This is a genomic window from Pseudomonas sp. ADAK7 (assembly GCF_012935675.1).
Classification (GTDB): domain Bacteria; phylum Pseudomonadota; class Gammaproteobacteria; order Pseudomonadales; family Pseudomonadaceae; genus Aquipseudomonas.
The window spans coordinates 471,205-497,983 of record NZ_CP052861.1 but is presented as its reverse complement, the minus strand read 5'-3'; the positions used below and the strand labels follow the sequence as shown (position 1 = coordinate 497,983).

The window sequence follows — 26,779 nt, the reverse complement described above, 5'->3', positions numbered from 1 at the left end:
CCGATGGAGCGCATTCCGATTCTGCAAATGGGCGACTTCCTGCTGGTGACCATCCAGGTCGACATGCATGACCAGCTCGCCCTGACCCTGCAAGACGACCTGTCCGAGCGCATCAGCAATACCTCCGCCCGGGGCGTGCTGATCGATATCTCGGCGCTGGACATGGTCGATTCGTTTATCGGCCGGATGATCGGCACCATCTCCGGCCTGTCGAAAATCATGGATGCCCAGACCGTATTGGTCGGCATGCAACCGGCCGTGGCCATTACCCTGGTCGAACTGGGCCTGACCCTGCCCGGCGTCAGCACGGCGTTGAACGTCGAGCGCGGGATGAAACTGCTCCAGGCCCGAGTAGGCGAACAATGACCGTGCGCAGCAGCGGCAGCCAGCCGATTCAAATCGAGCAGGACGTGGTCCTGGCCCGGCAGACCGCGCGCAAACTCGCCCAGGAATGTGGCATGCGCCTGATCGACCTGACCAAACTGGTGACCGCCGTCAGCGAGCTGGCGCGCAACACCATGGTCTATGGCGGTGGCGGCGACATGGATTGGCAAATCCTCGACGAAAACGCGCGCACCGGTCTGCGCCTGACCTTTCGTGACGAAGGGCCGGGCATCCCCGACATCAAGTTGGCCATGACCGATGGCTGGACCTCCGGCAGCGGACTTGGACTGGGGCTGACCGGCGCCAAACGGCTGGTGGAAGAGTTCGAACTGGACACCGAGCCTGGCAAAGGCACTCGCATAACGATTACCCGATGGACATGAACATTGGCGGCACCCTGACGCTCGTCTTGCCGATCGAAGACAGCAGCCAGATCGGCCATGCCCGGCGCACCACGCAAAAACTCGCGGAGAAACACGGTTTCGATGCCACCGACGCCGGGCGTGTGGCGCTGGTCGCCACCGAGCTGGCCAGCAACATCCTCAAGCATGCCGCCCGGGGCGAATTGCATATCAGGACCTTGCCCCGCCCGACCGGCGCCGGGATCGAAATCCTCGCCGTGGACCGTGCCGGTGGCTTTGACTTGCAAGCGTGCCTGACCGACGGCTTTTCCACGGGCGGCACCCAGGGCATCGGTTTGGGCGCGGTGTCGCGCCAGACGGAAGTGTTCGATGTGTATGCCGACTCACGGGGTGCGGTGCTGCTGACACGCCTGTACCCACGCAGCGACAAGGCGCCGGACCGGCGCATCGGCGTCAGTCAGCATTCGTTGCACCACGACCCGGCGTGCGGCGATGTCTGGCACCTGGCGTTTGACGGAGCGCGCATCAGTGCGCTGGTGATCGATGGCCTGGGCCATGGCGAAGATGCCGAATTCGCCGCCCGCGCAGGAGAAAAGGCCTTCGCCCTGGCGCCGTTCGCCTCGCCGATGCTGTTGCTCGAAGACATGCATCACGCCATGATCGGCACCCGTGGCGGTGCGGCGGCCTTCGCGCAGTTCGACGGCGATGCCCTGAAATACGTCGGCATCGGCAATATCGGCGGCTGCCTGATCGCCCCGGACAAATCCCGTGGCCTGGCCTCCCACCCCGGCATCGTCGGCGGCCAATACCGGAAGGCCCAACCCTTTGACTATGCTCAAGTGAACGGACACCTATTGATCATGTACAGCGACGGCCTGCAGTCCCGTTGGAACCTGCAAGATTACCCCGGCCTGGTGCACCGCCACCCCGCCGTGATTGCCGCTGTCCTGCACCGCGATTTCTGTCGCGGGCGGGACGATGTAACGGTATTGGTCGTTGCCCTGGAGACCGCCCATGGCTGAGTCACCCAACCTGACGCCGGACGAACAAGCGTCGCTGATCGCGCAACTGCAGAGCGAAGCCACAGCGCTGCGCGACGAACTCGATGAAACCAACCAGGGGGTTCTGGCGCTCTACGCCGAACTCGATGAGCAAGCCGAACAACTGCGCCAGGCCTCCGACCTGAAAAGCCGCTTCCTGTCGTACATGAGCCATGAATTCCGCACGCCACTGGGCTCGATCCTGAGCATCACCGGCCTGCTCACCGATGAACTCGACGGCCCGTTGAGCCCCGAGCAGCACAAACAAGTGGCGTTCGTCAGCGGTGCCGCGCGGGAGTTGAGCGACATGGTCGACGACCTGCTCGACCTGGCGAAGATCGAAGCCGGGCGCATCAGCATTTCCCCGGCCTGGTTCGACATGCTCGACCTGTTCGCCGCCCTGCGCGGCATGTTCCGGCCGATTGTCGATGGCAGCGCGGTGGACCTGATCTTCGAAGAACCACAGGGCATCCCGCGACTGTTCACCGACGACAAGAAACTCGCGCAGATCCTGCGCAACTTCATTTCCAACTCGCTGAAGTTCACCACCCGCGGTGAAGTCCGGGTCTCGGCGCGCCTGGAAAACAGCGATCACGTGCGCTTTGCCGTCAGCGATACCGGAATAGGTATCGCCCCGGAGCTACATGGCGCATTGTTCGAGGACTTTTCCCAAGTTGACTCGCCGTTGCAGAAACGCCTGCGCGGCACCGGTCTGGGCCTGTCGCTGTGCAAACGCTTCGCCGCGCTGCTGGGGGGTGAAGTCGGGGTGCAGAGTACGCCGGGGGCCGGCTCGACCTTTTTCGTGATCATCCCGCTGGCCATTGCCGTGGAGCCCGCCGATGAAACGTGACATCTGTTTGTTGATCGTCGACGACAACGTCGCCACTCGCTACGCCTTGCGTCGGCGCCTGGAACGGCATGGCTACGCCATTCTCGAAGCCGGCACCGGCAGCGACGGCCTGGCGCTGATCGACAGCGAACGGATCGACGCGCTGATCCTCGACGTCAACCTGCCAGACATGAGCGGCTTTGACATCGTGCGCAAACTGCGTGCCGAAGCGGCCACCGCGTTGCTGCCGGTGATTCACGTCTCAGCGGCGTCGATCCAGACCGGCGACATCATCACTGGCCTGGACGCAGGCGCCGACGCTTATCTGATTCACCCGGTGGATCCGGATGTGTTGCTGGCGACCCTGCGCACGCTGCTGCGGGTGCGCGACACCGAGAACGCCTTGCGTGAAAGCGAGGCGCGGTTCCGCGAGATTTTCACCAATGTCTCGGCGCCCATCGCGGTGATGGACGCGGCGCTGAAAGTCCACGAATGCAACCACGCCTTCGCCCAACTGATCCAGGACAACCTCGACCCGGACACCCTGCGCGAATGCTTTGCCGACGCTCAGGGCGCGGTGATTGATGAACTGCGCCTGCGCCTGGCCTATGGCGAGCGCTGGAAAGGCACGCTGAACATGCGGGTCGAAGGTCAGGTACGGGAAACCGAATGGCAGATTTCACCGTATCGCACCCCGGAATTGAGCCTGGTGTTCGTCGAGGACGTCACCGAGCACCGCCACCGCGAACGCTCGCACCTGGCTCGGCTCGACGACGCCACCACCCAGTTGGCCAAGGAAGTCGCCGAACGGGTGCGCACCGAAGCGCAACTGCTGCAAGTGCAGAAAATGGATGCGCTGGGCAAGCTCACCGGCGGCATCGCCCATGACTTCAACAATCTGCTGACCGGCATCATCACCAGCCTGGAACTGATCCAGAAACGGATGGCCGATGGGCGTACCGACAAGGTGCAGTTCTACGCCGAGGCGGCGCTGAACTCAGCCATGAGCGCCGCGTCCCTGACCCATCGTCTGCTGGCCTTCGCCCGTCAGCAGCCGCTGGATACCCGGCCGGTGGACATCAACGAGAACATCCGCTCCCTGGAAGAACTGCTGATTCGCACCATTGGCGAGCGCATCACCTTGAGGCTGGAACTGACCTCCAAGGCGGCCATCGCGCTGGTCGATCCGATCCAGCTGGAAAGTGCCGTGCTTAACTTGGTGATCAACGCCCGGGATGCGCTGCCCCAGGGCGGCAATATCTGGGTCAGCACCTATGCCGCCTATTCCCACGGTGACCCCAATCTGGCGGACGGCGCGTATGTGGCGTTGGCAGTGCGCGATGACGGCACCGGTATCGAGCACAGTGTGATCGACAAGGTGTTTGATCCGTTTTTCACCACCAAGCCGCTGGGCCAGGGCACCGGGTTGGGGTTGTCGACCATCTACGGTTTCGCCCGGCAGTCGGGGGGCGATGCGCATATTCGCAGCGTGGCCCGGCGCGGTACCGAAGTGACCATCATGCTGCCGGCCAGCGCCGATCCGATGGCGACCGAATCGCCATCGGTGGTCGTCGATTCCCAAGGCTCGGGCGAACACGTGCTGATTGTCGAGGACATGCCTTCAGTGCGCATGTTCGTCGCCGAGGTGCTGGTGGATGCCGGTTACCGCTGCACTCAGGTGGGTGATATCGAAGGCGCGCTGGAGCGCTTGCAGAATGATCCGTCGATTGACCTGATGCTGACCGATGTCGGGTTGCCGCGCATGAGTGGGCGGGAACTGGCCGATGTTGCCCGGGGTTGGCGTGAAGGGTTGCCGATTCTGTTCATGACCGGCTATGCGGAGAATGCGCTGAATCGCCAGGTATTCCTGGGTGAAGGCATGGACATGCTGGTCAAGCCGTTTCAGATCAGCGAATTGCTGGACAAGGTTCGCCGCTCCCTCGACGGCGCCTGACACTACTGATCGTTCCCACGCTCTGCGTGGGAATGCAGCCCGGGACGCTCTGCGTCCCAGTGGAACGCGGAGCGTCCCTTGAGGCATTCCCACGCAGAGCGTGGGAACGATCATCATCGTGAGTGCAGCACTCTGGCCAAGAACGGCGCCGTGCGACTCTTTTTGTTTTTGGCCACGGTCTGCGGCGTGCCCGCCACGACAATTTTGCCGCCCTGATCCCCCGCCCCCGGCCCGATGTCGATCACCCAGTCACTCTGGGCGACCACGCGCATTTCATGTTCAACCACGATCACCGTGTGCCCCGCCGTCACCAGCGTATCCAGTTGCTCCAGCAGCCGATCGACGTCCCGCGGGTGCAACCCGGTGGTGGGCTCATCCAGCACGTACAGGGTCGCGCCGCGCTGATTGCGTTGCAGCTCGGTGGCCAATTTGATTCGCTGGGCTTCGCCGCCGGACAGTTCGGTCGCGGGCTGACCAAGCCTCAAGTAACCGAGGCCAATATCGCGCAGCACCTCCAGCGAGCGGCGAATCCCCGGTTGCTCGGTAAACACCGTGACCGCTTCGTCTACCGTCAGTTGCAACACTTGGGCGATGCTCAAGCCCTGCCAGGTGATGGCCAGGGTCTGCGGGTTGTAGCGCGCGCCGTGGCAGGTCGGGCATGGGGCGTAGACGCTGGGCATGAACAGCAATTCAACGCTGACAAAGCCTTCGCCTTCGCAAGTCGGGCAACGGCCCTTGGCAACGTTGAAGGAGAACTGCCCGGCGTCGTAGCCCTCGGCCTGTGCTTCTGGGGTGGCGGCAAACAGTTTGCGCACGTTATCGAACAGCCCGGTGTAGGTCGCCAGGTTCGAACGCGGCGTGCGGCCGATGGGTTTCTGATCGACTTGCACCAGGCGTTTGATCGATTCCAGCCCGGCCGTGACCTGACCGCCGCTGACTTGTGGCGCGTCGTCTTCCAGGCTCAGTTCTTCCGGTTCACTGGCGGTGCGGCCCAGATGCGCGCCGACCAGTTCCAGCAGCGCCTGGCTGACCAGGCTCGACTTGCCGGAACCCGAGACGCCGGTCACCGCCGTAAAGCAGCCCAAGGGAAACTCGACGCTGAGGTTGTTCAGGTTATTACGGGTGATGCCTTCCAGGCGCAGCCAATCCTTGGCCTTGCGGATAACGCGAGGTGCCGTGACCTGCTCGGCGAACAGGTAGGCACGGGTCTGGGAAGCGCTGACGTGTTCCAGGCCTGAAGGATGCCCGCTGTAGAGAATATGGCCGCCATGCTCGCCCGCCGCCGGCCCGACATCGATCAACCAATCCGCGCGGCGCATGGTTTCCAGGTCATGCTCGACCACAAACAACGTGTTACCGGCCGCTTTCAGGCGTTGCAGGGCTTCGAACAACGCCTCGCCATCCGCCGGATGCAGACCGGCCGAAGGCTCATCCAGCACGTAGATCACGCCAAACAACTGCGATCCCAATTGCGTCGCCAGACGCAGGCGCTGCAACTCGCCGGACGACAGCGTCGGCGTGCTGCGCTCCAGCGCCAGGTAACCGAGGCCCAGATCGGTCAAGGTGCTGACCCGCTCCAGCAAGTCCTGGGCAATACGTTGCGCAGCCAGGCGTTTTTCCACCGACAGGTTCGGCGTGTGGCGTACATCCGGCGCATTGGCGTGGCCACTGGCGCCGTGGGCGACCCGCTGTTCGCGAGCCTCGCGGGTCTGGTCGTGGGTCAGGACTTCGCCGGGCTCATCGGCCTGTTCGAGGTAACTGTGGGCCGCCACCGGTTTCAACACCTCGGCCACTTGCAGCAACGGCATCTGTGACAGCTCGCCGATGTCGTACCCGGCAAAAGTTACCGACAACGCTTCGCGCTTGAGGCGTTTACCGTCGCACAACGGGCACGGGCTGCCGAGCATGAATTGCGAGACGCGCTTCTTCATCAACGCGCTCTGGGAATGGCTGAAGGTGTGGAGAATGTAGCGGCGGGCGCCGGTAAAGGTGCCCTGGTAACTCGGTTCCATCTTGCGCTGGAGCGCGACTTTGGTTTCTTCCGGGGTCAGCCCGGCGTACACCGGCACAGTGGGGGCTTCTTCGGTGAAGAGAATCCAGTCGCGCTGTTTTTTCGGCAGCTTGCGCCAGGGGATGTCGACGTCGATGCCCATGGTCACGAGGATGTCCCGCAGGTTCTGCCCCTGCCAGGCCAGCGGCCACGAGGCAATCGCTCGTTGACGGATGGTCAGGCTCGGATCAGGGACCATCAGCGCTTCGGTCACCTCATAGACGCGCCCCAAACCATGGCATTCGGGGCACGCACCTTGCGGCGTGTTCGGCGAAAAGTCCTCGGCGTAGAGCATCGTCTGCCCCGGCGGGTAACTGCCGGCGCGGGAATAGAGCATGCGGATCAGGCTCGACAACGTGGTCACGCTGCCCACCGAAGAGCGCGTACTCGGCGTGCCCCGCTGCTGTTGCAGGGCCACGGCCGGCGGCAGGCCTTCGATGGAGTCGACATCCGGCACCCCGACCTGATCGATCAGGCGCCGGGCATACGGCGCCACGGATTCGAAATAGCGCCGTTGCGCTTCGGCGTAGAGGGTCGAGAACGCCAGGGACGATTTGCCCGAACCGGATACGCCGGTGAACACCACCAAGGCGTCACGAGGGATGTCCACGTCAACGTTCTTGAGGTTGTGTTCCCGGGCGCCGCGCACCCTGACCATGCCGGAAGGAGGGGTTGAGGTGCGCTTTGAAGTCATGAAATTACCTTGATTAGATCACTGAAAAAACGCAAATCCCTGTAGGAGCGTGTTAGCCATTGAGGACGGTGCGCACCATTTGCGTCAGCGCCTCCGGTCCATACGGCTTGCTGAGCAAATGCGTATCCGGGCTCAGTTGGTGATTGCGCGAGATGATGTCGCGGGTGTGGCCCGAGGTGAACAGCACCGCCACCGGCGGCTCCTGGACTTTGGCCCACGCCGCCAGATCTGAACTTTTGATCAGGCCCGGCATGACCACGTCGGTGAAAATGATGTCCACCGCCACGCCCTCCAGCAACATCTGCATGGCCATGTCGCCATTATTCGCGGTCAGCACCTGATAGCCCTCTTCGCGCAGCAATTCCACTGCCGCCACGCGTACCGCATCGTTATCCTCGACCACCAGAATGGTTTCATGCCCGCCGCGCTGCGCTGCTGCCGGGATCGCTGTTTCGTTGGGCAACGGCCGCAGGCTGCGCGGAAAATACAGCTGCACCCGCGTGCCTTCGCCGATCACGCTGGCGATCTCGATATGCCCGCCGCTCTGCTTGACGAAGCCGAACACCATGCTCAAGCCCAGGCCCGTGCCCTGGCCGTCGGCCTTGGTGGTGAAAAACGGTTCGAATGCCTGGGCCAGTATGTCGGGCGCCATGCCGGCACCGGCGTCGGTCACGGTCACGCGCAGGTAGTCCCCGGCGACGATGCCCTTGCCCGCACAAAAGCGTTGGTCCAGCACGATGTTCTCGGCGCTCAGGCCAATGGTGCCCTCACCCTTCATGGCGTCGCGGGCATTGATCGCCAGGTTGAGGATGGCGTTTTCCAGTTGATTGCGGTCGACATGGACACGCCAGGGATCGTCTACAAGCGCCACATCGATTTGAATGGTTTCCCCCAGCGCCCGTTGCAGCAACTCGCCCAGGCCTTCGAAGATCTGCCGGGGGTCGCAAACCGCCGGCGACAGTGGCTGGCGACGGGCAAACGCGAGCAGTTGCGAAGACAGTTTGGCCCCGCGCTCGACCGCGGCAATCGAGGCACTGACCCGGCGCTGTACGTTGGCGTTGTCCGGTTCGTGGCGGGCCAGCAAATGCAGGTTGCCGGCAATCACTTGCAGCAGGTTGTTGAAGTCATGGGCCACGCCGCCGGTGAGGCCGCCGATGGCTTCCAGCTTCTGCGCCTGGCGCAACTGCTCTTCCGCCGCCAGCCGTGCGCCGACTTCATCGGCCACCCGTTGTTCCAGGTTGCGGGTGAACTTGAGCAAGGATTCTTCAGCAGTCTTGCGTTCGTGGATGTCGATCAACACCCCGGGAAAGCGAAACGCCTTACCCTGTTCATTGAACTCGCAGCAGCCGCTGGCCAGCACCCACAGGTAGTTGCCGTCGGGACGCAGTACTCGGTATTCGGCGTTGTAAGGCGCACCGGTTTGCACGGCTTGATCGAGCTGTTCCTGAACCCAGGCGCGGTCGTCGGGATGAATGCGTGATTCGGCGATGCTCGACGGCAGGTCGGCCAGGTCGTAGTCCGGGGGATAGGAAAAGGTACGGGCGAAACGCTCGTCACCGGACAACACGTCGGCTTCGATGTCCCAGACGAACGAACCGATCAAGGCACCGGCATTGAGCGCCAGACGCACCCGTTCGTTATCGGCGCGATAGGCGTTTTCGGCTTCCTGGCGCCGGCGCTCGGAAATCACATGAGCGGTGGTTTCGACCACCATCGCCATGACCCCGGCGGGACGCCCTGCATCATCGGCGACCGGGCTGTAATAGAGGTCCATCCACACGTCTTCGGGCACGCCGTCACGCAGCAAAACCAGTTCTTTATTGTGATAGGACAAGGTGCCGCCCGCCAGGCAGGTGTCCACCACGTGGCGGTTGAAGTCGGCGACCTCCGGCCACCCGAGTTCCACCGGCGAACCCAGCAAATAGGGATGGCGGCCACCGGCGAACACCGAGTAGGCGTCGTTGTAAATCATGTAGCCCGCGCGCCCCCAGAGCATCACCATCGGCAGTGGCGAAGCGAGCATCAGTTGCACCGCACTGCTCAGGCTGCGCGGCCAGCTATCGATAGTGCCAAGCTCGGTCAGGCTCCAGTCGAACGCGCGAATGCGTCCGGCCATTTCGCCATTCCAGCCGGCACATCCGTGACTATCCGATAGAAACTGCATTGACTGATTCTGTGTCCTGTAATGGCGCCCGTTTGTTTCGAGCACGGTGGGCGCCAATGGTTTCATAGAGGTATAGCTGATTCACACATGCCAGGCTTTTTGTGGCGAGGCTGGTTCTGCTACTCCTCTATCACATGCTTGAGCGGATGGTAGCCAGTTTTCAGGGTGGCGGCGACGTCGCTGGTGCAAGCGTGGGCGCAGGCACCGGGGGGGGGCAAATGATCGTTCCCACGCTCCGCGTGGGAATGCCTCACGGGACGCTCTGCGTTCCAATGGGACGCGGAGCGTCCCGGGCTGCATTCCCACGCAGAGCGTGGGAACGATCATGGGTATTTCAACGGAAATCCCGGCTACGTACGCTGATGCCGTCGAGCAAGGGGCTCAGGTCGCTCAGCCGCCCGGCAATCAGGTGCCGCACTTCGCCTTCCCGTTCCCAGCGTCCGTCGACTTTGAGCAGTTGCGAGCCCACCAACACCTGGCGCTGTCGTTCGGCCAAATCACGCCAGACCACCACGTTGACGTTGCCGAACTCGTCTTCGAGGGTGACGAAGGTCACACCACTGGCAGTGCCCGGTCGTTGGCGGCCGGTTACCAGCCCCGCCACGCTGACCGGTCGGCCATGTTCGACGTCGAGCAATTCCTTCGAACTGCGACAACGCCGGGCCTTCAATTCCGCGCGCAACAGCGCCAATGGATGCGGACCAAGGGTGGTGCCAACCGATGCGTAATCGGCCTGCAAGTCTTCGCCCACCGTGGGTTTGGGCAAAGACACCTCAGGCTCTTCCTGACGCGGCAACCCGGCGAACAACCCGAGTTGCTTCTGCACCCCCGCCACTTCCCAGCGCGCCCGATGGCGGTCGCCGGCCAGCCCGCGCAAGGCCCCGGCATCGGCCAGTTGCTCCTGGGCGCGGGCATCGAGTTGCGCCCGTTCGCCGAGGTCGGCGATGTCGGCAAACGCGCCTCTTGATCGCGCGGCTTCGATGCGCCGGGCGTCGTCCTCGCGAAAACCCTTGATCATCCGCAGGCCCATGCGAATCGCCGGTTGCGCACCGCTGATCGGTTCCAGGCTGCAATCCCAATCGCTGGCACGCACGTCCACCGGACGGATCTGCAAATGATGCCGGCGCGCATCCTGCAGAATCTGGTCCGGGCTGTAGAAACCCATGGGCCAGCTGTTGATCAGCGCACAGGCGAACGCGGCCGGTTCGTGGCATTTGAGCCAGCAACTGGCGTAGGTCAGCAGGGCGAAACTGGCGGCGTGGGACTCGGGAAAACCGTAGCTGCCGAAGCCCTTGATCTGCTCGAAGATCTGCGCGGCGAATTCAGCCGTGTAGCCGTTTTTCTTCATCCCGGCGGCGAGGCGATCCTTGTGCGGTTCCAGCCCGCCGTGGCGTTTCCAGGCGGCCATGGAACGGCGCAGTTGATCGGCCTCGCCGGGGCTGTAATCCGCAGCGACGATGGCGATCTGCATCACCTGTTCCTGGAACAACGGCACGCCCAGGGTGCGCTGGAGCACGGCTTTCAGTTCCGGGGACGGATAAACCTCGGGCTCTTCCTTGTTTCGCCGACGCAGGTACGGATGCACCATGCCGCCCTGGATCGGCCCCGGCCGGACAATCGCCACCTCAATCACCAGGTCATAGAAATTCACCGGTTTGAGCCGGGGCAGCATCGACATTTGTGCCCGGGACTCGATCTGGAACACGCCAATCGTGTCGGCACGACCGATCATTTCGTAGGTGGGTTTGTCTTCGGACGGAATGGTCGCCAGACTCAGGTCCAGATTTCGGTGACGGCGCAACAGATCGAAACAGCGGCGAATCGCGCTGAGCATGCCCAGCGCGAGGATATCGACCTTGAGCAAGCCGACGGCGTCGAGGTCGTCCTTGTCCCACTGAATGATCGTGCGCTCGGCCATCGCCGCGTTTTCCACCGGCACCAGGCTGTCCAGCGGCTGCTCGGAAATCACAAAACCGCCAGGATGCTGGGACAAGTGCCGGGGAAAGCCGATCAGTTGCCCGGTCAGGCTCAAGACCCGGTGCAACACCGGGCTCTCGGGGTCGAAGCCGCCTTCCAGCAGGCGCTCGACCGGCGGGGTCTTGTCGCTCCAGTGGCCACAGCAATCGGCCAATGCGTTGACCTGATCCGGCGGCAGGCCCAGGGCCTTGGCCACATCACGCACCGCGCCGGCCGCATGGTAAGTGCTGACTACCGCCGTCAGTGCGGCGCGGGTGCGGCCATAACGCTGGAACACGTACTGCAAGACTTCTTCACGGCGTTCGTGCTCGAAATCCACGTCGATGTCCGGTGGCTCGTTGCGTTCTTTCGAGAGAAACCGTTCGAACAGCAGCGTGGTGCGATCCGGATCGATTTCGGTGATGCCCAAGGCAAAACACACCGCCGAGTTGGCCGCCGAACCCCGGCCCTGACAGAGGATTTTTTGTTCGCGGGCGAAGCGCACGATGTCGTGGACCGTAAGGAAATAGCTTTCGTAGCCCAGCTCGGCGATCAGCTCCAGTTCTTTGTCGATCTGCGTCAGTACCTTGGCTTGCGGTGCTTGTGGCCAGCGCCACTGGATGCCCTCTTCGGTCAAATGCCGCAGCCAGGAAGTGGCCGTATGACCTTCCGGCACCAGTTCCCGAGGATATTGATAACGCAACTGGCCAAGGTCGAAGGTGCAGCGCCGGGCGATGACCAGCGTTTCATCGAGCAAGGCGCGCGGATAGATTTCACCCACGACGTCGAGACAGCGCAAATGCCGCTCGCCATTGGGATACAGGCGCAACCCGGCCGCCGCCACCGGCAGGTGATGACGGATCGCAGTCATGGTGTCCTGCAAGGCGCGTCGGCCACGGGCGTGCATGTGCACATCGCCGCTGGCCACCGCCGGGATGCGCAGCTCCCTGGCCAACATCAACAGGTCGTTCAGTCGGCGGCTATCGTCCTGCCCACAATGCAACTGAACCGCCAGCCACAGGCGCTCGGCAAACATCTGCTTGAGCCAATGACCGCTTGGAAAATCATCCACCGCCTCCGGCACCCACAACGCCAACAGGCCCGGCAATGGTTCGCTAAAGTCCTCGCGCAACACTTGGTACTGGCCTTTTTGCGTACGCCGCCGGGCGCGGGTGATCAGTCGGCACAACGCCTGATAGCCTTCAAGGTTTTCCACCAGCAGCACCAGTTTCGGTCCGTCCTCGATGCGGATTTCGCTGCCGATGATCAGTGGCAATTCAACCGACTTGGCCGCTTGCCAGGCGCGAACGATGCCGGCCAACGTGCATTCATCGGTGATCGCCAGGGCCTGATAACCCTGCTGTTTGGCCCGTTGAAACAACTCCAGCGCGCTGGAAGCCCCGCGCTGGAAACTGAAGTTCGACAGGCAGTGCAGTTCGGCATATTCAATGCTCATGCAAACCAGCCTTGCAGCCACAACGGACCGCCCTCACCCACCACGCGATAGGCCCAGCCTTGCTGACCGGCGCGGGTCTGGATCAAGTAATAATCCCGGCGCACATCGGCACCGTCCCACCAACCGGACTCGATGCGTTCCGGCCCCATGAGGATGCGCGCCGAACCTTCGTGCACCGCCAGCGGTTCGGTCAGCAGCCAACCCGGCCGATGTACCCCCGGCAATCCGCCGCAGAACTGGCTGTCGACACTGGTTTGCCATGCACACTCGGGGCGGTGATCGGCCTGGAAACGCAGCCCTTGCACCGCCTCGTCCCCCAGCCGCGCCCGCAGGCGTTCGCGCAATTGCTCCCAGGGCAAGGACTGCTGCGGGCGGTCGTCGAACAGCTCCTGGCGCTGGGGCACGAAGCTCGGCAAGTCTTCGGCACGCAGGCGAAAACCGCGCACCGGGGCCGCGACCTGCACTTGCTCCAAACGCCCCCGGGCCAGTTCGAAGAGCATCGCCGGATCACGCTCGGCGCTGAGCAGGCCGACCTTGATCACGCTGTCCGGCAACCCGGCGTGTTCCAGGTGCAGGTCGAAACGCTGTACGCCACTGTCCCGCCCGCAGAGAAACGCCGACAGATCGCCGGTCAACCGGCGCAATGGAAACAGCAGCGCCTGATGGGATTGCACGTCGAAGTTGAGCTCGATGCGCACATCGAAGCGATCCGGCGGCAAATAGAACGCCAGGGCCAGGTGCCGCAGACCGAGCAAGGCATCCAGATGCTTGAGCACCGGGGCCTCGAAACGCCGGGCCAGGGTATGTCGCGGCAGCGCCTGCACCTGGCTCAGGGTGCGCAGGCCCATGCGCGACAATGCCGTGGCCACCGTGGGTTCCAGGGCGATGCGGTCGACGGGCAGTTGCCCCAAGTGATAGCGCAAGGCTTGATCGTCCGGCACCACCAAGCCGTCATACACATTGGCCAGCACCCGCGCCGCCACCGGGTTCGGCGCGGCGACAATCCGGTGGCGAAAGCCCAGTTCGTTGAGTTCAGTGCGCAGCCGTGCCTCAAATGTAGACCAAGGCCCGAACAGGCCCAGGCTCGACTCGATTTCAAACACCACCGCGCGCGGGTAATGCACGCTGACCTGGGAACTGAAGCGATAAGCCCAGGCCGCGAGAAACTGTTGCCAGTGTTCGATCTCGGCGGCGTCGTACTCGGCAGTGACAAAGCCTTTGCTCAGGGCCTGGGCCGCGGTCATTGACTGGCCCGGACGCAAGCCCAGCGCCCGCGCCGAACCGTTGACCGCTTGCAACACTCGGCGCTGGGCCGGGCCGGTCAGCAGCGCCAACGGCTCATCGGGGTCGGGGCGCTGACGCAGTACCGCGTCCAGCGCCAATTGTGGGAACAGAATGCACACCCAGCGCATGGCAACCTCAATGTCCCATGGCAAAGGCAATCGGCGCCGTACGCGCCAATCCGCCCCGGCACTTCAAGACCCGCAACTGCGCAGGCTTGGCGTCGATGGCAATGCGCAAGGCCGCCGGCGAAGGGTTGACCGCTTCGGCCAGCGAGCGATAGGCAAACGCCAGGGTCGAGCCGGTTTCCGCCGCCACCTGCAAGCGCCGCAGCGCCCGGTCATCGGCCTTGTGCGGCCAACACAGCACCGCGCCGCAACTGCCCGAGCGCAGACACTGTTCCGCCGCCCACAAGGCATCGCGTTCGCTGGCCTGGATGATCGACAACTGGCGCAGATCGACCCCGGCGTTCTGCCAGGCCTGGGGGTACGGCACGTACGGCGGCGCGATCAGCACGATGCGCTCGCCCGCCGCCGACAGCCGTGCCAGCGCCGGCCACACCAGTTGCAACTCGCCGACGCCCTGCCCGGCCAGGAGGATTTCGGTCAGTGCCGCTTCCGGCCAGCCCCCGCTCGGCAACGCTGCATCCAGCGCGGCATGCCCTGTGGGTTGCGGGCTGACCGCCGGTGGCGCAGGCCGGCCCTTCCAGACCTGGCCGCCATTGAACAGCGTATCCAGCGCAACGACGGCGCCCATCACCCTTGCCTCACCAGACCGCAGAACACCCCTTCGATGGCCAGGTCTTGATCGGCTTCAACGATGATCGGCTTATAGGCCGGGTTGCGCGGCAACAGCCGCACGGTGTCGCCAACCCGCTCGAAACGCTTGATGGTGACTTCGCCGTCGAGCCGCGCCACCACGATCTGGCCGTTCAGTGCCTCGGGGTTGCGGTGCACGCCCACCAGGTCGCCGTCGAGAATGCCGTCCTCGATCATCGAATCGCCCTGGACCCGCAGCAGGTAGTCCGGCACCCGGGAGAAAATTGCAGGATCAAACAGTAAGCGGCTGTGCACCTCGGCATCCGCACCAATCGGCACCCCCGCCGCCACCCGGCCGAGTACCGGGATGTCCAGCAACTCCGGGCGCGCCGGTTGCCCGAGCAAGCGAATGCCCCGGGCCTGATTCGGGTTGACCTCGATAAAACCGGCGTCGGTCAGCGCCAGCACATGCTTGCGCGCCACGCTGCGGGAGGCGAAACCAAAGGCCTCGCTGATTTCAGCGAGGCTCGGGGACTGGCCGTGCTCCGCGATTCGATCACGGATAAAGGTCAGGATGGCGGTACGGCGGGGAGTGAGAGTCGTCATGGAGTACATTTGTACTCTTTTGGCATTTTCCTGGCAAGCCTGTAGCAGCTGTCGAGCAGCGCGAGGCAGCGTTCGGCAGCGTTCGGCGGCGTAGCCGTCGTGAAATCAGACGCGCGGTCTTTCAGCTAAACCTCGCGTGTAGGGTTTGCGACGGCTTCGCCGCCGAACGCTGCCTCGCGCTGCTCGACAGCTGCTACGGGGGAAACCAAGTCAGTAACGACCGCAGTCATCACCCAAACCGCGATCCGCTAAAAATCCTGCGATGTAATCGATAAACGCCACCACCTTCGCCGTCGCCCGTCGATGGCTCGGGTACACCGCCAGAATGTGTGCGCCAAAGCTGTCCGGGTCGATGTCGTAATCCGCCATCAGCCGCACCAGCCGCCCGTCAGCGATGTACGGCGCGGCGCTCCATAACGGCGTGTGCAGCAAACCGCGTCCGGCCAGGGCATTGGCCAGCAGCAAGTCATAGTTGTCGCTGCGCAGGCGTGGCGACTGCGGTTGCGGCAGGCTCAAACGCTGGCCGTCGCGCTCGGCCCACCAGAATTCGCGGCTGAGCAACGGATGGCGATACAACAGCCATTCATGTTCATCGAGGGTTTGCGGCGTCACCGGCACGCCCTTGCGCGCCAGATAGGCCGGGCTGCCGCACAACGCCAGGCGATTGCTGCCGACGACCCGGGCGATCAGCCCCGGCAAGTCGTCATGCCCCTCACGCAGGGCCAGGTCGTAACCGCTTTCCAGCAGATTGACGAACTCGTCGCACAGGTCCACTTGCAGGTTGATCTGCGGGTATTGCTCCAGAAAACCACCGCACACCTGATCCAGAAACGCCTGCCCATACGCCAGCGGCGCGGTGATTTTCAGGCTGCCGCGCAGGCCATGCTGCATTTGCTCGACCTCTTCGCCGGCCTCCTCCAACCGCTGCAACACCTGGCGCGCGGTTTCCAGGTAAAGCCGCCCCACTTCCGTCAGCAGAATCCGCCGGGTGCTGCGTTCGAACAACCGCGCACCGAGCTCGGCTTCCAGGTGATTAACCGCTTTGGTCAGGGCCGACGGGGTCTTGCCCAGTTGCTCGGCGGCGCGGCTGAAACTGCCGAGCTGCGCGGTGACCACGAACATTTTTAATGCACCCAACTTGTCCATGCTTTTTCCATTTCGGCAAAAACGTTTTTCGTGAGGCAGGCGTTCTGCTGAGCGCGGGCAGCCACTAATCTGGCCATCAGACGCAATAACAAGGAAACATTCAATGAAAAGATTCATCCCGAATCTGTTGATGGCCGCTGTTAGTTTTGCCTCGATGGAAGCCATGGCCGCCACCGATCTGGTGCTGTTCAATGGCAAGATTTTCACCGCCGACCGCGCCCAACCGAAGGTGCAGGCCCTGGCGGTCGAAAACGGCAAGGTGCTGAAAGTCGGCACTGACGCTCAGATCAAAGCCCTGATCGAATCCGGCACCAAAGTCGTTGACCTCGGCGGCAGAACCCTGATGCCCGGCCTGATCGACAGCCATTCCCACGCGGTGTTCGGCGGCCTGGAAATGGTTTCGGCGAATATGGAAGACGAGGTGGTCAGCCTCGACGAACTGGAAAAACGCCTGCGCGGCTGGCGTGACGATGGCAAGGCCAAACACGGCGATGTGTTGAGCGTGGCCGGCATGAGTTCGGCGTATTGGGCGCAGGCCGAAGCCTTCGGCAAAAAATTCAACAGCGGCGAATGGGCCAACGTGCCCGTGGTCTTCACCGGCAGCGACCACCACACCGCGTGGGCCAATAACGTAATGCTCGAACGCGCCGGCATCGATGCCGCGCTGCTGAAAACCCTGCCGGACGCCGAGAAAGACACGATCGGCAAACGCGCCGATGGCAGCCCTAACGGATTCCTGGTGGACGCCGGTTGGGACCGGGTCGCCTCGAAAATGCCGGTGCCGAGCGCCGCCGACATGCTCAAGGCCGCGCAATCGGCGATGCGCTACAACAACAGCCTTGGCATCACCGCGTGGATGGACCCCGCCGCCAATGCCGCGCCCGGCGAACCCGTGTTCGCGCTCAAGCCCACCGAGAAAACCGTCGGCGTACTACCGGCTTATAAAGCGCTGTCCGAGACCGGCGACATGAGCGTCCACGTCGCCGCGCTGCTGGTGGCCAACCCGAAAAGCGTGCCGGCCGATCTCGACGTGCTGGACAAGGTGCGCCAGCAATTCCGGGGCATTCCCAACCTGACGCTGCCGGGGATCAAGATCTTCGCCGACGGCGTGATCGAATACCCGGCGCAGAGCGCGGCGATGATCGATCCCTACAGCAATTCGCACAAACAGGGTGAGCTGCTGATCGATCCCAAGCATTTCGGCGAACTGGTCAGTGCCATCGACCAGCGCGGCTGGCTGGTGCACATCCACGCCATCGGCGACCGCGCGGTGCGCGAATCCCTGAACGGCATCGCCCAGGCGCGCAAGGATCGCCAGAGCGGCATCACCCACTCGATCACCCACCTGCAAATGGTCAACCCGAAAGAGTTTGCGCGGTTCAAGCCGCTGAACGTGATCGCCTCGATGCAACTGCTGTGGGCCACCGCCGACGATTACACCCTGGACATGATCAAGCCCTACGTCAGCGCCCTGGCCTTCCGTTATCAATACCCGGCGCACTCACTGCTCAAACAGGGCGCGACCATTGCCGGGGCCAGTGACTGGCCGGTGTCCACGCCCAATCCGTTTAATGCCATGGCCCAAGCGATTACTCGCAAAGGTCCGCTGGGTGTGCTGAATGCCGATGAGCGCCTGGACCGCGAAACCCTGTTCTACGCCTACACCCTCAACGCGGCGCGGACCATCGGGCTGGAGAAGCAGATCGGCTCGCTGAGCGCAGGCAAACAGGCCGATTTCATCGTGCTGGATCGCGATGTGTTCACGGTCGATAACAAAGCGCTGAATGACACCAAAGTCTTGCAAACCTGGTTTGCCGGGCGCGAAGTCTACGCACCGACCTTATAAGAAAAACCCTTGCTGCCCCGCCCTGCGCTTGTCGCAAGGGTGTGGCGCAGCCTTGCCCGAAAACTGCCCAAAACAATCACAACAAAGGCACTGTCCCATGAAAGCGTTCACCCTGTTCGCCCTTGGATCCTTAAGCCTGCTGCCCTTGACGAGCCAGGCCATCCCCTTGAACGACGACTTCAACTTGCTGGTGGACCTGACCCTGGCCAGCGATTACCGCACCCGCGGCATCTCGCAAACCCAGAACGATCCCGCCGTGCAGGCCGGTGTCACCCTGGCCCACAGCAGTGGTTTGTACGCCGGTGCATGGAGTTCGAATGTCGACTTCGGCGGCGGCCTGAAAACCCGCCAGGAAATCGATTACTACGCCGGTTGGCTGTGGCAGGCGACCGATGCCGTGAGCCTGGACCTCGGCTATTTGAAGTACGCCTACCCCAAGGAAGGCCAGTTCAATCAGAGCGAGACCTACGGCATTCTCAGCGTTTATGGGGTGAAGCTCGCCGCCTATTACTCGGCGGACGCGCCGGGCATCGACAGCAAGCAGAGTTCGCTCTACAGCTACATCGGCTACGAAACCGAATTGCCCTACGGCTTGGGTTTGAAACTGCGCTACGGCGAAATGGACTTCAAGGACCCGCACCTGTACGCCTCGAACGGCCACGCCGAGGACGCGTACCACGAATGGGAAGTGAAGCTGACCCATGAACTGGCCGGGGTGTTGCTGGGGGTCAGCTACATTGGTACCGATCTTTCGCAAAGCCAATGCGCCAGCAATTGGGGGTTTGGTGATGTGTGCACGGCGACAGTAGTGGCGAGCATCAGCAAATCCTTCTGACCCGGTGATCTGTAGGAGCGAGGTTTGCCCGCGAAAGCGGTGTGTCAGACAGGCCGCCTTCGCGGGCAAGCCTCGCTCCTACAGGGTTTCGGTCAAGTCTGAGAGATAGGGCCACGGGTAGATGCCGCGTTCGTGGCCGTCGCTGAAGATCAGTTGCAGGCCGTAGCCCTGGCTATTCAACTTGACCACACGGATGCGCGAATCCACCTTCACCGCCAGCCCTTGCAGCCGAAACGCGCGGCATTGCGAGCACGGGCACTGGCGGCGCAGTTCGGCGTGATCGAGCAACTGCTCGCGCCCATCCGGCCAGTTCAGCCGCAATTGCTGTTTGCTCTGGGAATTACCCACCGCCAGCGGGTTCATTGCAGTTGACTCAAGGCGATGCGCACGGCTTTGCGCACTTCCGGGTCGCCGTCGTCTTGCGCGGCCTGCAGGGCGGCAACCGCGCCGCGATCATTCAACTCGCCCAACGCCAGCGCTGCTTCCTTGCGCAAATTGCTGATGCGATGGCCCAACGTTTCGATCAACGCTTCAAGGGCCGGGGCGTACCGCAAGCGGCCGAGGCTGCGGGTGGCGCGCAGGCGTACTTGCCAGTAATCGTCGCTCAAGGCTTCGACCAATGCCGGGCCTGCATCCACGTGGCCCACTTTGCCCAGGGTGGTGGCAGCTTCTTCGCGCACTTGCCAGGCGTGGTCCTGCAAGGCCTGGCGCAGGGCCGGCAGGACTTGAATGTCCGACGCCAGACCGAGGGCGCCAGTGGCGGCGCGGCGCACTTCGGTGTCCGGATCGTCGCTGGCCAATCGGGCCAACGCTGACAGGGCATCCAGTTGCTTGAGCCAGCCGAGTACGCCAACGGCCTCGCGGCGTACGCTGGCGTCTTGATCGTTCAATGCGTTTAACGCAGCGCCGGCAGCATCGGGGAAGCGCAACTCGCGCAAGGCCCTGAACGCCGCGACACGAACGCTGACATCAGCATGCCCGGCCCACGGCAAAATCACCCGACCCGCCGCTTCGCTCTTGAGCAGACTCAAGCTCTGCGCGGCAGCAGATTGCACGGCCGACGACGGATCGGTCAGCGCCTGGCATAACGCTTCAACGACCGGCTCATCCTCCCAGGCTTCCAGCAATCGCGCCGCCTCAGCGCGAACCTCTTCAGTCGGGTCTTCAGCCAGACGATTGACCAGCCACAGCAAGCCTTCCGGCTCCTCCAGATCAGCCAGTTCAATCAGGGCAATGCGGCGTACGCCGGGGTCTGCATCAGTCAAGCGCGGTTGCAGGGCGAGGATGTCGTCGTTTTCGGTTGCATCAAATAATGAGGTCATAGGGCAAATCGCGGCAGTTTGTTTTCTGGGGGAAGTCCGAGGGGGTTCAGGCGTGGCAGCTGCCGACCGTCCTCGTGACGCAAGAGCTCAAGGCAGTGACGCTTCAAGCGGGAAAACTCGTGGCTGGTCACCAATTCGGTGGTACGTGGCCGGGGGAAATCCAGGCGCAGGTCTTCGATGATTCGACCAGGACGCGAACTCATCACCAGCAAGCGATCGGCGAGGAACAGCGCCTCGTCGATGTCATGGGTGACGAACACCACGGTGGTGCGAATCCGTGTCCAGATGTCCAGCAGCAGTTCCTGCATGTTCAGTCGGGTCAAGGCATCGAGGGCGCCGAACGGTTCGTCCATCAGTAACAGGCGTGGGCGGTTGATCAGCACCCGGGCGATTTCGACCCGTTGCTGCATGCCGCCGGAGAGCTGATCCGGCCAGCGTTCGGCAAAGCCTTCCAGCCCCACCAACGCGAGGATTTCATCGGCGGCTTGGTGGCGTTCGGTCTTGCCGATGCCGCGCATTTTCAGGCCGAAGGCGACGTTGTCGCGCACCGTGCGCCAAGGGAACAGCGTGTGATGCTGGAACACCATGCCGCGCTGCGGCGACGGGCCGGAGATCGGCGCACCATCGACATTCAAGGTGCCGATGCGCGGTTGCAGATGCCCGGCCAACGCGCCGAGCAAGGTGGATTTGCCGCAACCGGACGGTCCGAGAATGCACACGAATTGCCCTGGCTCGATCTGGCAATCCAGGCCTTGCACGGCTTCGAACGCCGCACTGCCCTCGCCCAGGCTGATCAACAAATCGCGAATGTCGATGCGGCCTTCGGGGTGTTGAAAAACGCTCATCAGGCTTTTCCTCGTGGTCGATGCCAAGGCGTGAACAGCCCACCCAGGCGTTTGATCAGCAGGCTGCTGCCCATCCCGAGCACGCCGATCAGCAACATGCCGACGACGATGTCGGCGTAGTTCTGGATGGTGTAGGACTCCCAGGTGTAATAGCCGATGCCGAATTGGCCGGAGATCATTTCCGCAGTGACCAGGCAGAACCACGAGGTGCCCATGCCGATGGCCAGACCGGTGATGATGCTCGGCGCGGCGCCAGGCAAGATCACTTCCAGCAAAATCGCGCGGCGCCCTGCCCCGAGGCTGCGGGCCGAGGCGATCAGGCGTGGGTCGACGCCTTCGACGCCGTGGATGGTGTTGAGCAGGATCGGGAACAGTGCGCCGGTGAAGGTGATGAAGACCATCGACAGTTCCGAGGACGGGAACATCAGGATGGCCAGCGGGATCCACGCGACGGCGGGGATCGGTCTTAATACTTCAAGAGGCGGCAGCAACAAGTCCTCGGCCCATTTCGAGCGACCGATGGCCAGGCCCAGGGCGATGCCGATGACCAGCGCCGCGAGGTAACCGGCGAAGACCCGGCTGAGGCTGCTGCTCAGGTGCTGGGCGAGCTTGCCGGAGTCACTGAGGCCCAGCGCAGCGTGGATGACGGCCAGTGGCGTCGGTACGTTGGCGAAGGTCACCAGGCCGAGGTTCCAGTGACCACTCGCAGCGAATTGCCAGAACAGCAGGCAGAGCAGCAGTGAGGCGGCTCGGGGGATCCAGCGTGAATACATGTGTCACCTCTGATCGTTCCCACGCTCGGCGTGGGAATGCATCCCGTGACGCTCTGCGTCACATTCAAGAGCGGAACGCGGAGCGTCCCTGGCGCCATTCCCACGCAGAGCGTGGGAACGATCTGACTCAGCGGGTGGCGACGGCCTGGGTGGTGGCGTCGGTGAAGTCGAGGACTTTGCCGCCCTGGGCCGTGGCGAATTGCTGGGCCTGGCCTTTGAGCAGGAAGGCGCTGAGCCGCCCTTTGGCATCACTGGCAAACCACGCCTGATCCGCCAGCAACTTGATGCCGCTGTCACTCGCCTGGGCATACACCGCGCGGATGTTTTTGCCTTCAGCCTTCAAACCAGCCAACGCGCTGAACGCCGCTTCCGCCGAGGCGTATTGCCGGACTTTCGGCTCACCGCGCACCCAAATCTGCGCCACATGGCTGACATCGGTGATGGCTTTGCCGCTGAGCGCATCCACCGCGCTGAGCGGGGTTTGCGCGTAGTTGGCCAGTTGCGCGGTGTAGTCCAGGTTCGACGCCTTGAACGCGGCGCGAATGTATTGGTCGTCGATGAAGGTATTGAGGTCCAGCCCGCGATCAGCCTTCTTCAACAACTTGAGGGTATCGATGGCCGTGCCGACAGCCTGGCGGTATTCCGGTTTCCAGCTCAGGTCGCGGGTCTGTACGCCCAGCGGACCATGGAACAGGTAATTGACCTCCGCATCCACCCCCGTGACTTTGGCGATCAGCTCACTGTATTTCTCGGGTTCTGCGGCCAGCAGCTGATTGGCTTCAATGCTCGCCCGCAGGTAGGCGACGACGATTTCCGGGTACTTCTTCGCGTAAGCCTGATCCACCAACGCCCCGTGGAACGTCGGTGCATTGGCCTGGGCGCCGTCGTAAATCTTGCGAGCAAAACCCCGGCTCGGGAACAGTTCGGCAAACGGCACGAAATCAGCGTGAGCGTCGATCTTCCCGGCCTGCAACGCCGAGCCGGCAACCTCCGGCGGCTGGGCGATGATGTTCACATCCTTCAGCGGGTCCCACCCCTGAGCCGCCACCGCACGCAGCAACATGCCATGGGCGGTGGAGGCGAACGGCACGGAAATGGTCTTGCCCTTGAGCTCCGCCAGCGACTGCACGCCGGACGCGCTCGGCACCACGATGCCATTGCCGCTGCCCTTGATACTGCCCGACAGCACGCTGATAAACAGGCTGTGCTTGCCGGCGGTTTCAAACGCCACACCGTTGAACGCGCCGGGGAAATCGGCCATGGCGCCGAAGTCGAGTTTGCCGGCGACCATCTCGTTGGTCAGCGGCGCGCCGCTGGTGAAGTTCTTCCACTCCACGTCGTATTTGGCGTCTTTGTACTGGCCGTCATGGGGCAGGTATTTGTCGAGCAAACCAAGCTCACGGATCAACAAACCGCCAGCGGCGCAGTTGATGGTGGTGTCCTGGGTGCCGATGGCAATGCGGATGGTTTCAGCCGACGCGGACACGGTGAATGAGGCCAGTACCAGACCGGCTAATGCTGCACGCAATAACATGTGAATCCCCTCGAATCATTTATTGGATGTTCGTCTCCGCCACGATCAGGGCGCGGTGGGAAACGAGGGGGTGTGTGAATCAGGCGTCCGGTGTTGCCGGATGGCTTTAATGCAAGACGAGCTCAACGCAACAGATAAGGAATCTCGACCTTAACCGCCCCGGTCGGGCAGTCTTTTTCACAGGGCATGCAGTACCAGCATTCGTCGAACGCCATGTAGGCCTTTTGCGTGGCCGGGTTGATAGCCAGCAGGTCCATCGGGCAGACGTCGACGCACACGGTGCAGCCTTTGTGGGCGATGCAAAGGTCCTCGTCGACCGTCACCGGCGCGTTGGAGCGGAAGAAGATTTCCTGGGGTTGATAGGCCATGGTTCGGACTCTCTTTGATTGATCGTCAGGCCGCAAACGCGCCGACCCGCAGCCGGTCGTAGGCCTGCATTTCTTCGGCATCGAGCGGGATGATGTAAGGCTCGACGGCTTTCTTGAAACTGCTCATCTGGCCGTCGTCGCCCTTCTTCAGGTGGCAATGGCAGAACCAGTCGCTGTCGTTGCGTTGCGGGTGGTCAACCCGGTAGTGGTAAAGCCCCCAGCGGCTTTCAGCGCGGAACAACGAGGCGCGGGCGGCCATTTCGGCGCAGTCACGGATCATGCTGACTTCCATCGCGCGCATCAGTTCGTGGGGGTTGTGGGCCTTGATCTGATCGAGGTCGCGCTGGATATCGCTGAAGCGTTGCAGGCCGATTTGCATCTTCTTGGTCACTTTCGGCGGTTGCAGGTAGTCGTTCACGAAGCGTCGCAGCTTGTATTCGACTTGCGCGGGCGGCAGGCCGTGTTCGCGATCCAGCGGCGCGTAGACCCGTGCTTTTTCGATTTCGATCTGCTGGGCATCGACGGCGGAAAACTCGCGCCCGGCGACAAACTCCGCCGCGTTGGTGCCGGCAAACCAGCCATAGGTGAACGCGCCAAGCATGTAGTTATGCGGCACCGCCGCCATGTCCCCCGCCGAGTACAAACCCTTGACCGAGGTTTCAGCCTTTTCGTTGACCCACACGCCGGACGCCGAATGCCCGCTGCAAAAACCGATCTCGGAGATGTGCATTTCAACCATCTGCGTGCGGTAGTCCGTGCCACGATTGGCGTGAAACTGGCCGCGACTCGGGCGTTCGTTGCTGTGCAGGATTTCTTCGATGTTCTGGATGGTTTCCTCGGCCAGGTGATCGAGTTTGAGGAACACCGGACCGTTGCCGCTTTCGAGTTCCTGATGGAACTCCCACATCATCTGGCCGCTCCAGTAATCGCACTCGATAAAGCGTTCGCCCTTGTTGTTGGCGGTGTAGCCGCCCAAGGGACCGGTGACGTAGGCGCAGGCCGGGCCGTTGTAATCCTTGATCAGCGGGTTGATCTGGAAGCATTCGAGGTTCGCCAGTTCCGCCCCGGCGTGATAGGCCATGGCGTAACCGTCGCCCGCATTGGTGGGGTTTTCGTAGGTGCCCATCAGGTAGCCCGAAGACGGCAAACCCAGGCGCCCGGCCGCGCCGCAGCACAGGATCACCGCTTTCGCCTTGATCACATGGAAGTCGGCGGTGCGGCAATCGAAGCCCATCACGCCGTTGACCGCGCCCTCTTCGTCCGTGAGCAAACGGGTGCAGACCAGTCGATTGGTGATGCTCACTCGCGCCCGTTTCAACTGGCGATACAGCACTTTCTTGATGTCATGCCCCTCCGGCATCGGCAGCACATAAGCGCCCATGTGGTGGACCTTTTTCACCGCGTAGTCGCCGGTTTCGTCCTTCTCGAACTTCACGCCCCAACGGTCCAGTTGCTCGATGGTTTCGAAACTGTGCGTGGCATAGGCGTACACCGCCGCCTGATTGACGATGCCGTCGTTGGCGATGGTGATTTCCTTGGTGTACTGCTCCGGCGTCGAGTGGCCGGGGATGATCGCGTTGTTCAGGCCGTCCATGCCCATGCTGATCGCGCCACTGCGCTTGACGTTGGCCTTGTCGATCAACAACACGCGCAAATCGCGGTTGCGTTCCTTGGCCTTGATCGCCGCCATCGGGCCCGCGGTGCCGCCGCCGATGACGACGATGTCGTATTCCTGCTCCAAAGTGCTTCGGCTCATGCCTGATCCCCTTTTTGCCGGTCGATCCGCAAGCGGTACTGGAAAGCATCGCCGCGGTAGTAAAGGTGTTCGAAGTCCACGGGAACGCCAGCGGCATCGTGGGTCAGGCGTTCGATGCGCATGATCGGCGAGCCGGGTTCGACGTTCAGGGCCTGGGTCAGGTCGCTGTCGGCCAGCACCGCATCGATGGCCAGGTCGGCGTGGCCGAGGGCGAGGCCGCAGTCGTTTTCGAGGATGAGGAAAATGTCGCGGGTCACCAGGTCAGCCTTCTCCAGCCGCTCGCCGATGGCTTTGGGCAGGTAGGTGATTTCCAGGGAGATTGGCTCGCGGTTGATCAGTCGAACCCGTTTGATCTGCGCCACGGTTTCGCCTTCGGCCACCTGCAAACGCTCGGCGACCAGTTTGTCGGCGGCGATGAATTTGAAGCTGCGCAGGCGGTTGATCACCTCATAGCCGCGACCGGTCATCGACTCGGCCAGGCCTTGCAGGGTGCTGACGTTTTGGAAGGTCTTGGGCTTAGCGACGAAGGTGCCCTTGCCGTGGATCTTGAAGATCAGCCCTTCTTTCTGCAGATCGCCGAGGGCCTGGCGCACGGTGATGCGGCTGACTTTGAACAACGCACCGAGTTCGCTTTCGGACGGCATCTGGCTGTCTTGCGGGTATTCACCGTCGAGGATGCGGCTACGCAGTACGTCGCGCAGTTGGGTGTGCAGGGGAACGCTGCTGAGGGATAGAACGTTATCGGTCATCGGAGATCACTTGTTATAACGAGTTATGACGTGATCTTAGAGAACCGATGCGAGGGTTGAGAAATACTGTT

Annotated in this window: 22 protein-coding genes; 7 read left to right on the top strand and 15 right to left on the bottom strand. The window is 62.8% G+C overall.

Annotation, left to right across the window (positions count from 1 at the left end; translation table 11 throughout):
- Positions 1 to 3 precede the first annotated feature (3 nt).
- Genes HKK53_RS02335 through HKK53_RS02315 form a run of 5 tightly spaced genes read left to right on the top strand, consistent with a single transcriptional unit; the run spans position 4 to position 4,569 of the window.
- Positions 4 to 366 carry an STAS domain-containing protein gene (locus HKK53_RS02335; protein ID WP_169369154.1) on the top strand — a complete coding sequence of 121 codons (363 nt, stop codon included), beginning with the start codon at positions 4 to 6 and terminating at the stop codon, positions 364 to 366.
- A complete protein-coding gene (locus tag HKK53_RS02330; RefSeq protein ID WP_169369153.1) occupies positions 363 to 767 on the top strand; it encodes an anti-sigma regulatory factor in 405 nt (134 codons plus the stop codon). Before HKK53_RS02335 ends, HKK53_RS02330 begins: the two co-directional genes overlap by 4 nt.
- On the top strand, positions 764 to 1,768 hold the full coding sequence (locus HKK53_RS02325; RefSeq protein WP_169374158.1) for an ATP-binding protein: 1,005 nt from the start codon (positions 764 to 766) through the stop codon (positions 1,766 to 1,768). The genes HKK53_RS02330 and HKK53_RS02325 overlap by 4 nt, the downstream gene beginning before the upstream one ends.
- Positions 1,761 to 2,636: a sensor histidine kinase gene (locus HKK53_RS02320; RefSeq protein WP_169369152.1), complete on the top strand. Its 876-nt coding sequence runs from the start codon at positions 1,761 to 1,763 to the stop codon at positions 2,634 to 2,636. The genes HKK53_RS02325 and HKK53_RS02320 overlap by 8 nt, the downstream gene beginning before the upstream one ends.
- Positions 2,626 to 4,569: a response regulator gene (locus HKK53_RS02315; protein ID WP_169369151.1), complete on the top strand. Its 1,944-nt coding sequence runs from the start codon at positions 2,626 to 2,628 to the stop codon at positions 4,567 to 4,569. The genes HKK53_RS02320 and HKK53_RS02315 overlap by 11 nt, the downstream gene beginning before the upstream one ends.
- A 113-nt stretch (positions 4,570 to 4,682) precedes the next feature.
- Here the strand turns inward: HKK53_RS02315 and uvrA are convergent, their stop codons facing one another.
- From uvrA to HKK53_RS02280, 7 genes are all read right to left on the bottom strand, one after another.
- Complete coding sequence (gene uvrA / locus HKK53_RS02310) at positions 4,683 to 7,313, bottom strand: excinuclease ABC subunit UvrA (RefSeq protein WP_169369150.1); 2,631 nt, start codon at positions 7,311 to 7,313, stop codon at positions 4,683 to 4,685.
- 52 nt (positions 7,314 to 7,365) lie between these two features.
- Entirely contained in the window at positions 7,366 to 9,477 is a 2,112-nt protein-coding gene (locus HKK53_RS02305) for a hybrid sensor histidine kinase/response regulator (RefSeq protein WP_169369149.1), read from the bottom strand.
- A gap of 334 nt (positions 9,478 to 9,811) precedes the next feature.
- Positions 9,812 to 12,889, bottom strand: coding sequence for an error-prone DNA polymerase (locus HKK53_RS02300; RefSeq protein WP_169369148.1), 3,078 nt, complete (start codon positions 12,887 to 12,889; stop codon positions 9,812 to 9,814).
- Positions 12,886 to 14,301, bottom strand: coding sequence for a Y-family DNA polymerase (locus HKK53_RS02295; RefSeq protein ID WP_169369147.1), 1,416 nt, complete (start codon positions 14,299 to 14,301; stop codon positions 12,886 to 12,888). The genes HKK53_RS02300 and HKK53_RS02295 overlap by 4 nt, the downstream gene beginning before the upstream one ends.
- A 7-nt stretch (positions 14,302 to 14,308) precedes the next feature.
- The gene (gene imuA / locus HKK53_RS02290) at positions 14,309 to 14,926 is read right to left on the bottom strand and encodes a translesion DNA synthesis-associated protein ImuA (protein WP_054055082.1); all 618 of its coding nucleotides are present in this window, start codon (positions 14,924 to 14,926) and stop codon (positions 14,309 to 14,311) included.
- On the bottom strand, positions 14,926 to 15,543 hold the full coding sequence (gene lexA / locus HKK53_RS02285) for a transcriptional repressor LexA (RefSeq protein WP_169369146.1): 618 nt from the start codon (positions 15,541 to 15,543) through the stop codon (positions 14,926 to 14,928). Before lexA ends, imuA begins: the two co-directional genes overlap by 1 nt.
- 201 nt (positions 15,544 to 15,744) lie before the next feature.
- Positions 15,745 to 16,680 (bottom strand): LysR family transcriptional regulator, encoded by a 936-nt coding sequence (locus HKK53_RS02280; protein WP_169369145.1) that lies wholly within the window; start codon positions 16,678 to 16,680, stop codon positions 15,745 to 15,747.
- A 103-nt stretch (positions 16,681 to 16,783) separates the two neighbouring features.
- Here HKK53_RS02280 and HKK53_RS02275 point away from each other — a divergent pair, with 103 nt between their 5' ends.
- Positions 16,784 to 18,526, top strand: a complete 1,743-nt coding sequence (locus HKK53_RS02275) for an amidohydrolase (RefSeq protein WP_169369144.1) — start codon at positions 16,784 to 16,786, stop codon at positions 18,524 to 18,526.
- Positions 18,527 to 18,623: 97 nt separating this feature from the next.
- Entirely contained in the window at positions 18,624 to 19,361 is a 738-nt protein-coding gene (locus HKK53_RS02270; RefSeq protein WP_169369143.1) for a TorF family putative porin, read from the top strand.
- A gap of 78 nt (positions 19,362 to 19,439) precedes the next feature.
- On the opposite strand, the gene HKK53_RS02265 is transcribed toward HKK53_RS02270, so the two are convergent.
- From HKK53_RS02265 to HKK53_RS02230, 8 genes are all read right to left on the bottom strand, one after another.
- On the bottom strand, positions 19,440 to 19,724 hold the full coding sequence (locus HKK53_RS02265; protein WP_169369142.1) for a DUF971 domain-containing protein: 285 nt from the start codon (positions 19,722 to 19,724) through the stop codon (positions 19,440 to 19,442).
- Complete coding sequence (locus HKK53_RS02260; RefSeq protein ID WP_169369141.1) at positions 19,721 to 20,683, bottom strand: HEAT repeat domain-containing protein; 963 nt, start codon at positions 20,681 to 20,683, stop codon at positions 19,721 to 19,723. Before HKK53_RS02260 ends, HKK53_RS02265 begins: the two co-directional genes overlap by 4 nt.
- Entirely contained in the window at positions 20,680 to 21,528 is an 849-nt protein-coding gene (locus HKK53_RS02255; protein ID WP_169369140.1) for an ABC transporter ATP-binding protein, read from the bottom strand. The genes HKK53_RS02260 and HKK53_RS02255 overlap by 4 nt, the downstream gene beginning before the upstream one ends.
- Positions 21,528 to 22,301, bottom strand: coding sequence for an ABC transporter permease (locus HKK53_RS02250; protein WP_169369139.1), 774 nt, complete (start codon positions 22,299 to 22,301; stop codon positions 21,528 to 21,530). The genes HKK53_RS02255 and HKK53_RS02250 overlap by 1 nt, the downstream gene beginning before the upstream one ends.
- A gap of 127 nt (positions 22,302 to 22,428) precedes the next feature.
- A complete protein-coding gene (locus HKK53_RS02245) occupies positions 22,429 to 23,835 on the bottom strand; it encodes an ABC transporter substrate-binding protein (protein WP_169369138.1) in 1,407 nt (468 codons plus the stop codon).
- 122 nt (positions 23,836 to 23,957) lie between these two features.
- Positions 23,958 to 24,203, bottom strand: coding sequence for a 4Fe-4S dicluster domain-containing protein (locus tag HKK53_RS02240; RefSeq protein ID WP_007946457.1), 246 nt, complete (start codon positions 24,201 to 24,203; stop codon positions 23,958 to 23,960).
- 25 nt (positions 24,204 to 24,228) lie between these two features.
- Positions 24,229 to 25,959: a fumarate reductase/succinate dehydrogenase flavoprotein subunit gene (locus HKK53_RS02235; RefSeq protein WP_169369137.1), complete on the bottom strand. Its 1,731-nt coding sequence runs from the start codon at positions 25,957 to 25,959 to the stop codon at positions 24,229 to 24,231.
- Positions 25,956 to 26,708, bottom strand: coding sequence for a GntR family transcriptional regulator (locus tag HKK53_RS02230; protein WP_149658212.1), 753 nt, complete (start codon positions 26,706 to 26,708; stop codon positions 25,956 to 25,958). The genes HKK53_RS02235 and HKK53_RS02230 overlap by 4 nt, the downstream gene beginning before the upstream one ends.
- Between the last annotated feature and the right edge of the window lie 71 nt (positions 26,709 to 26,779).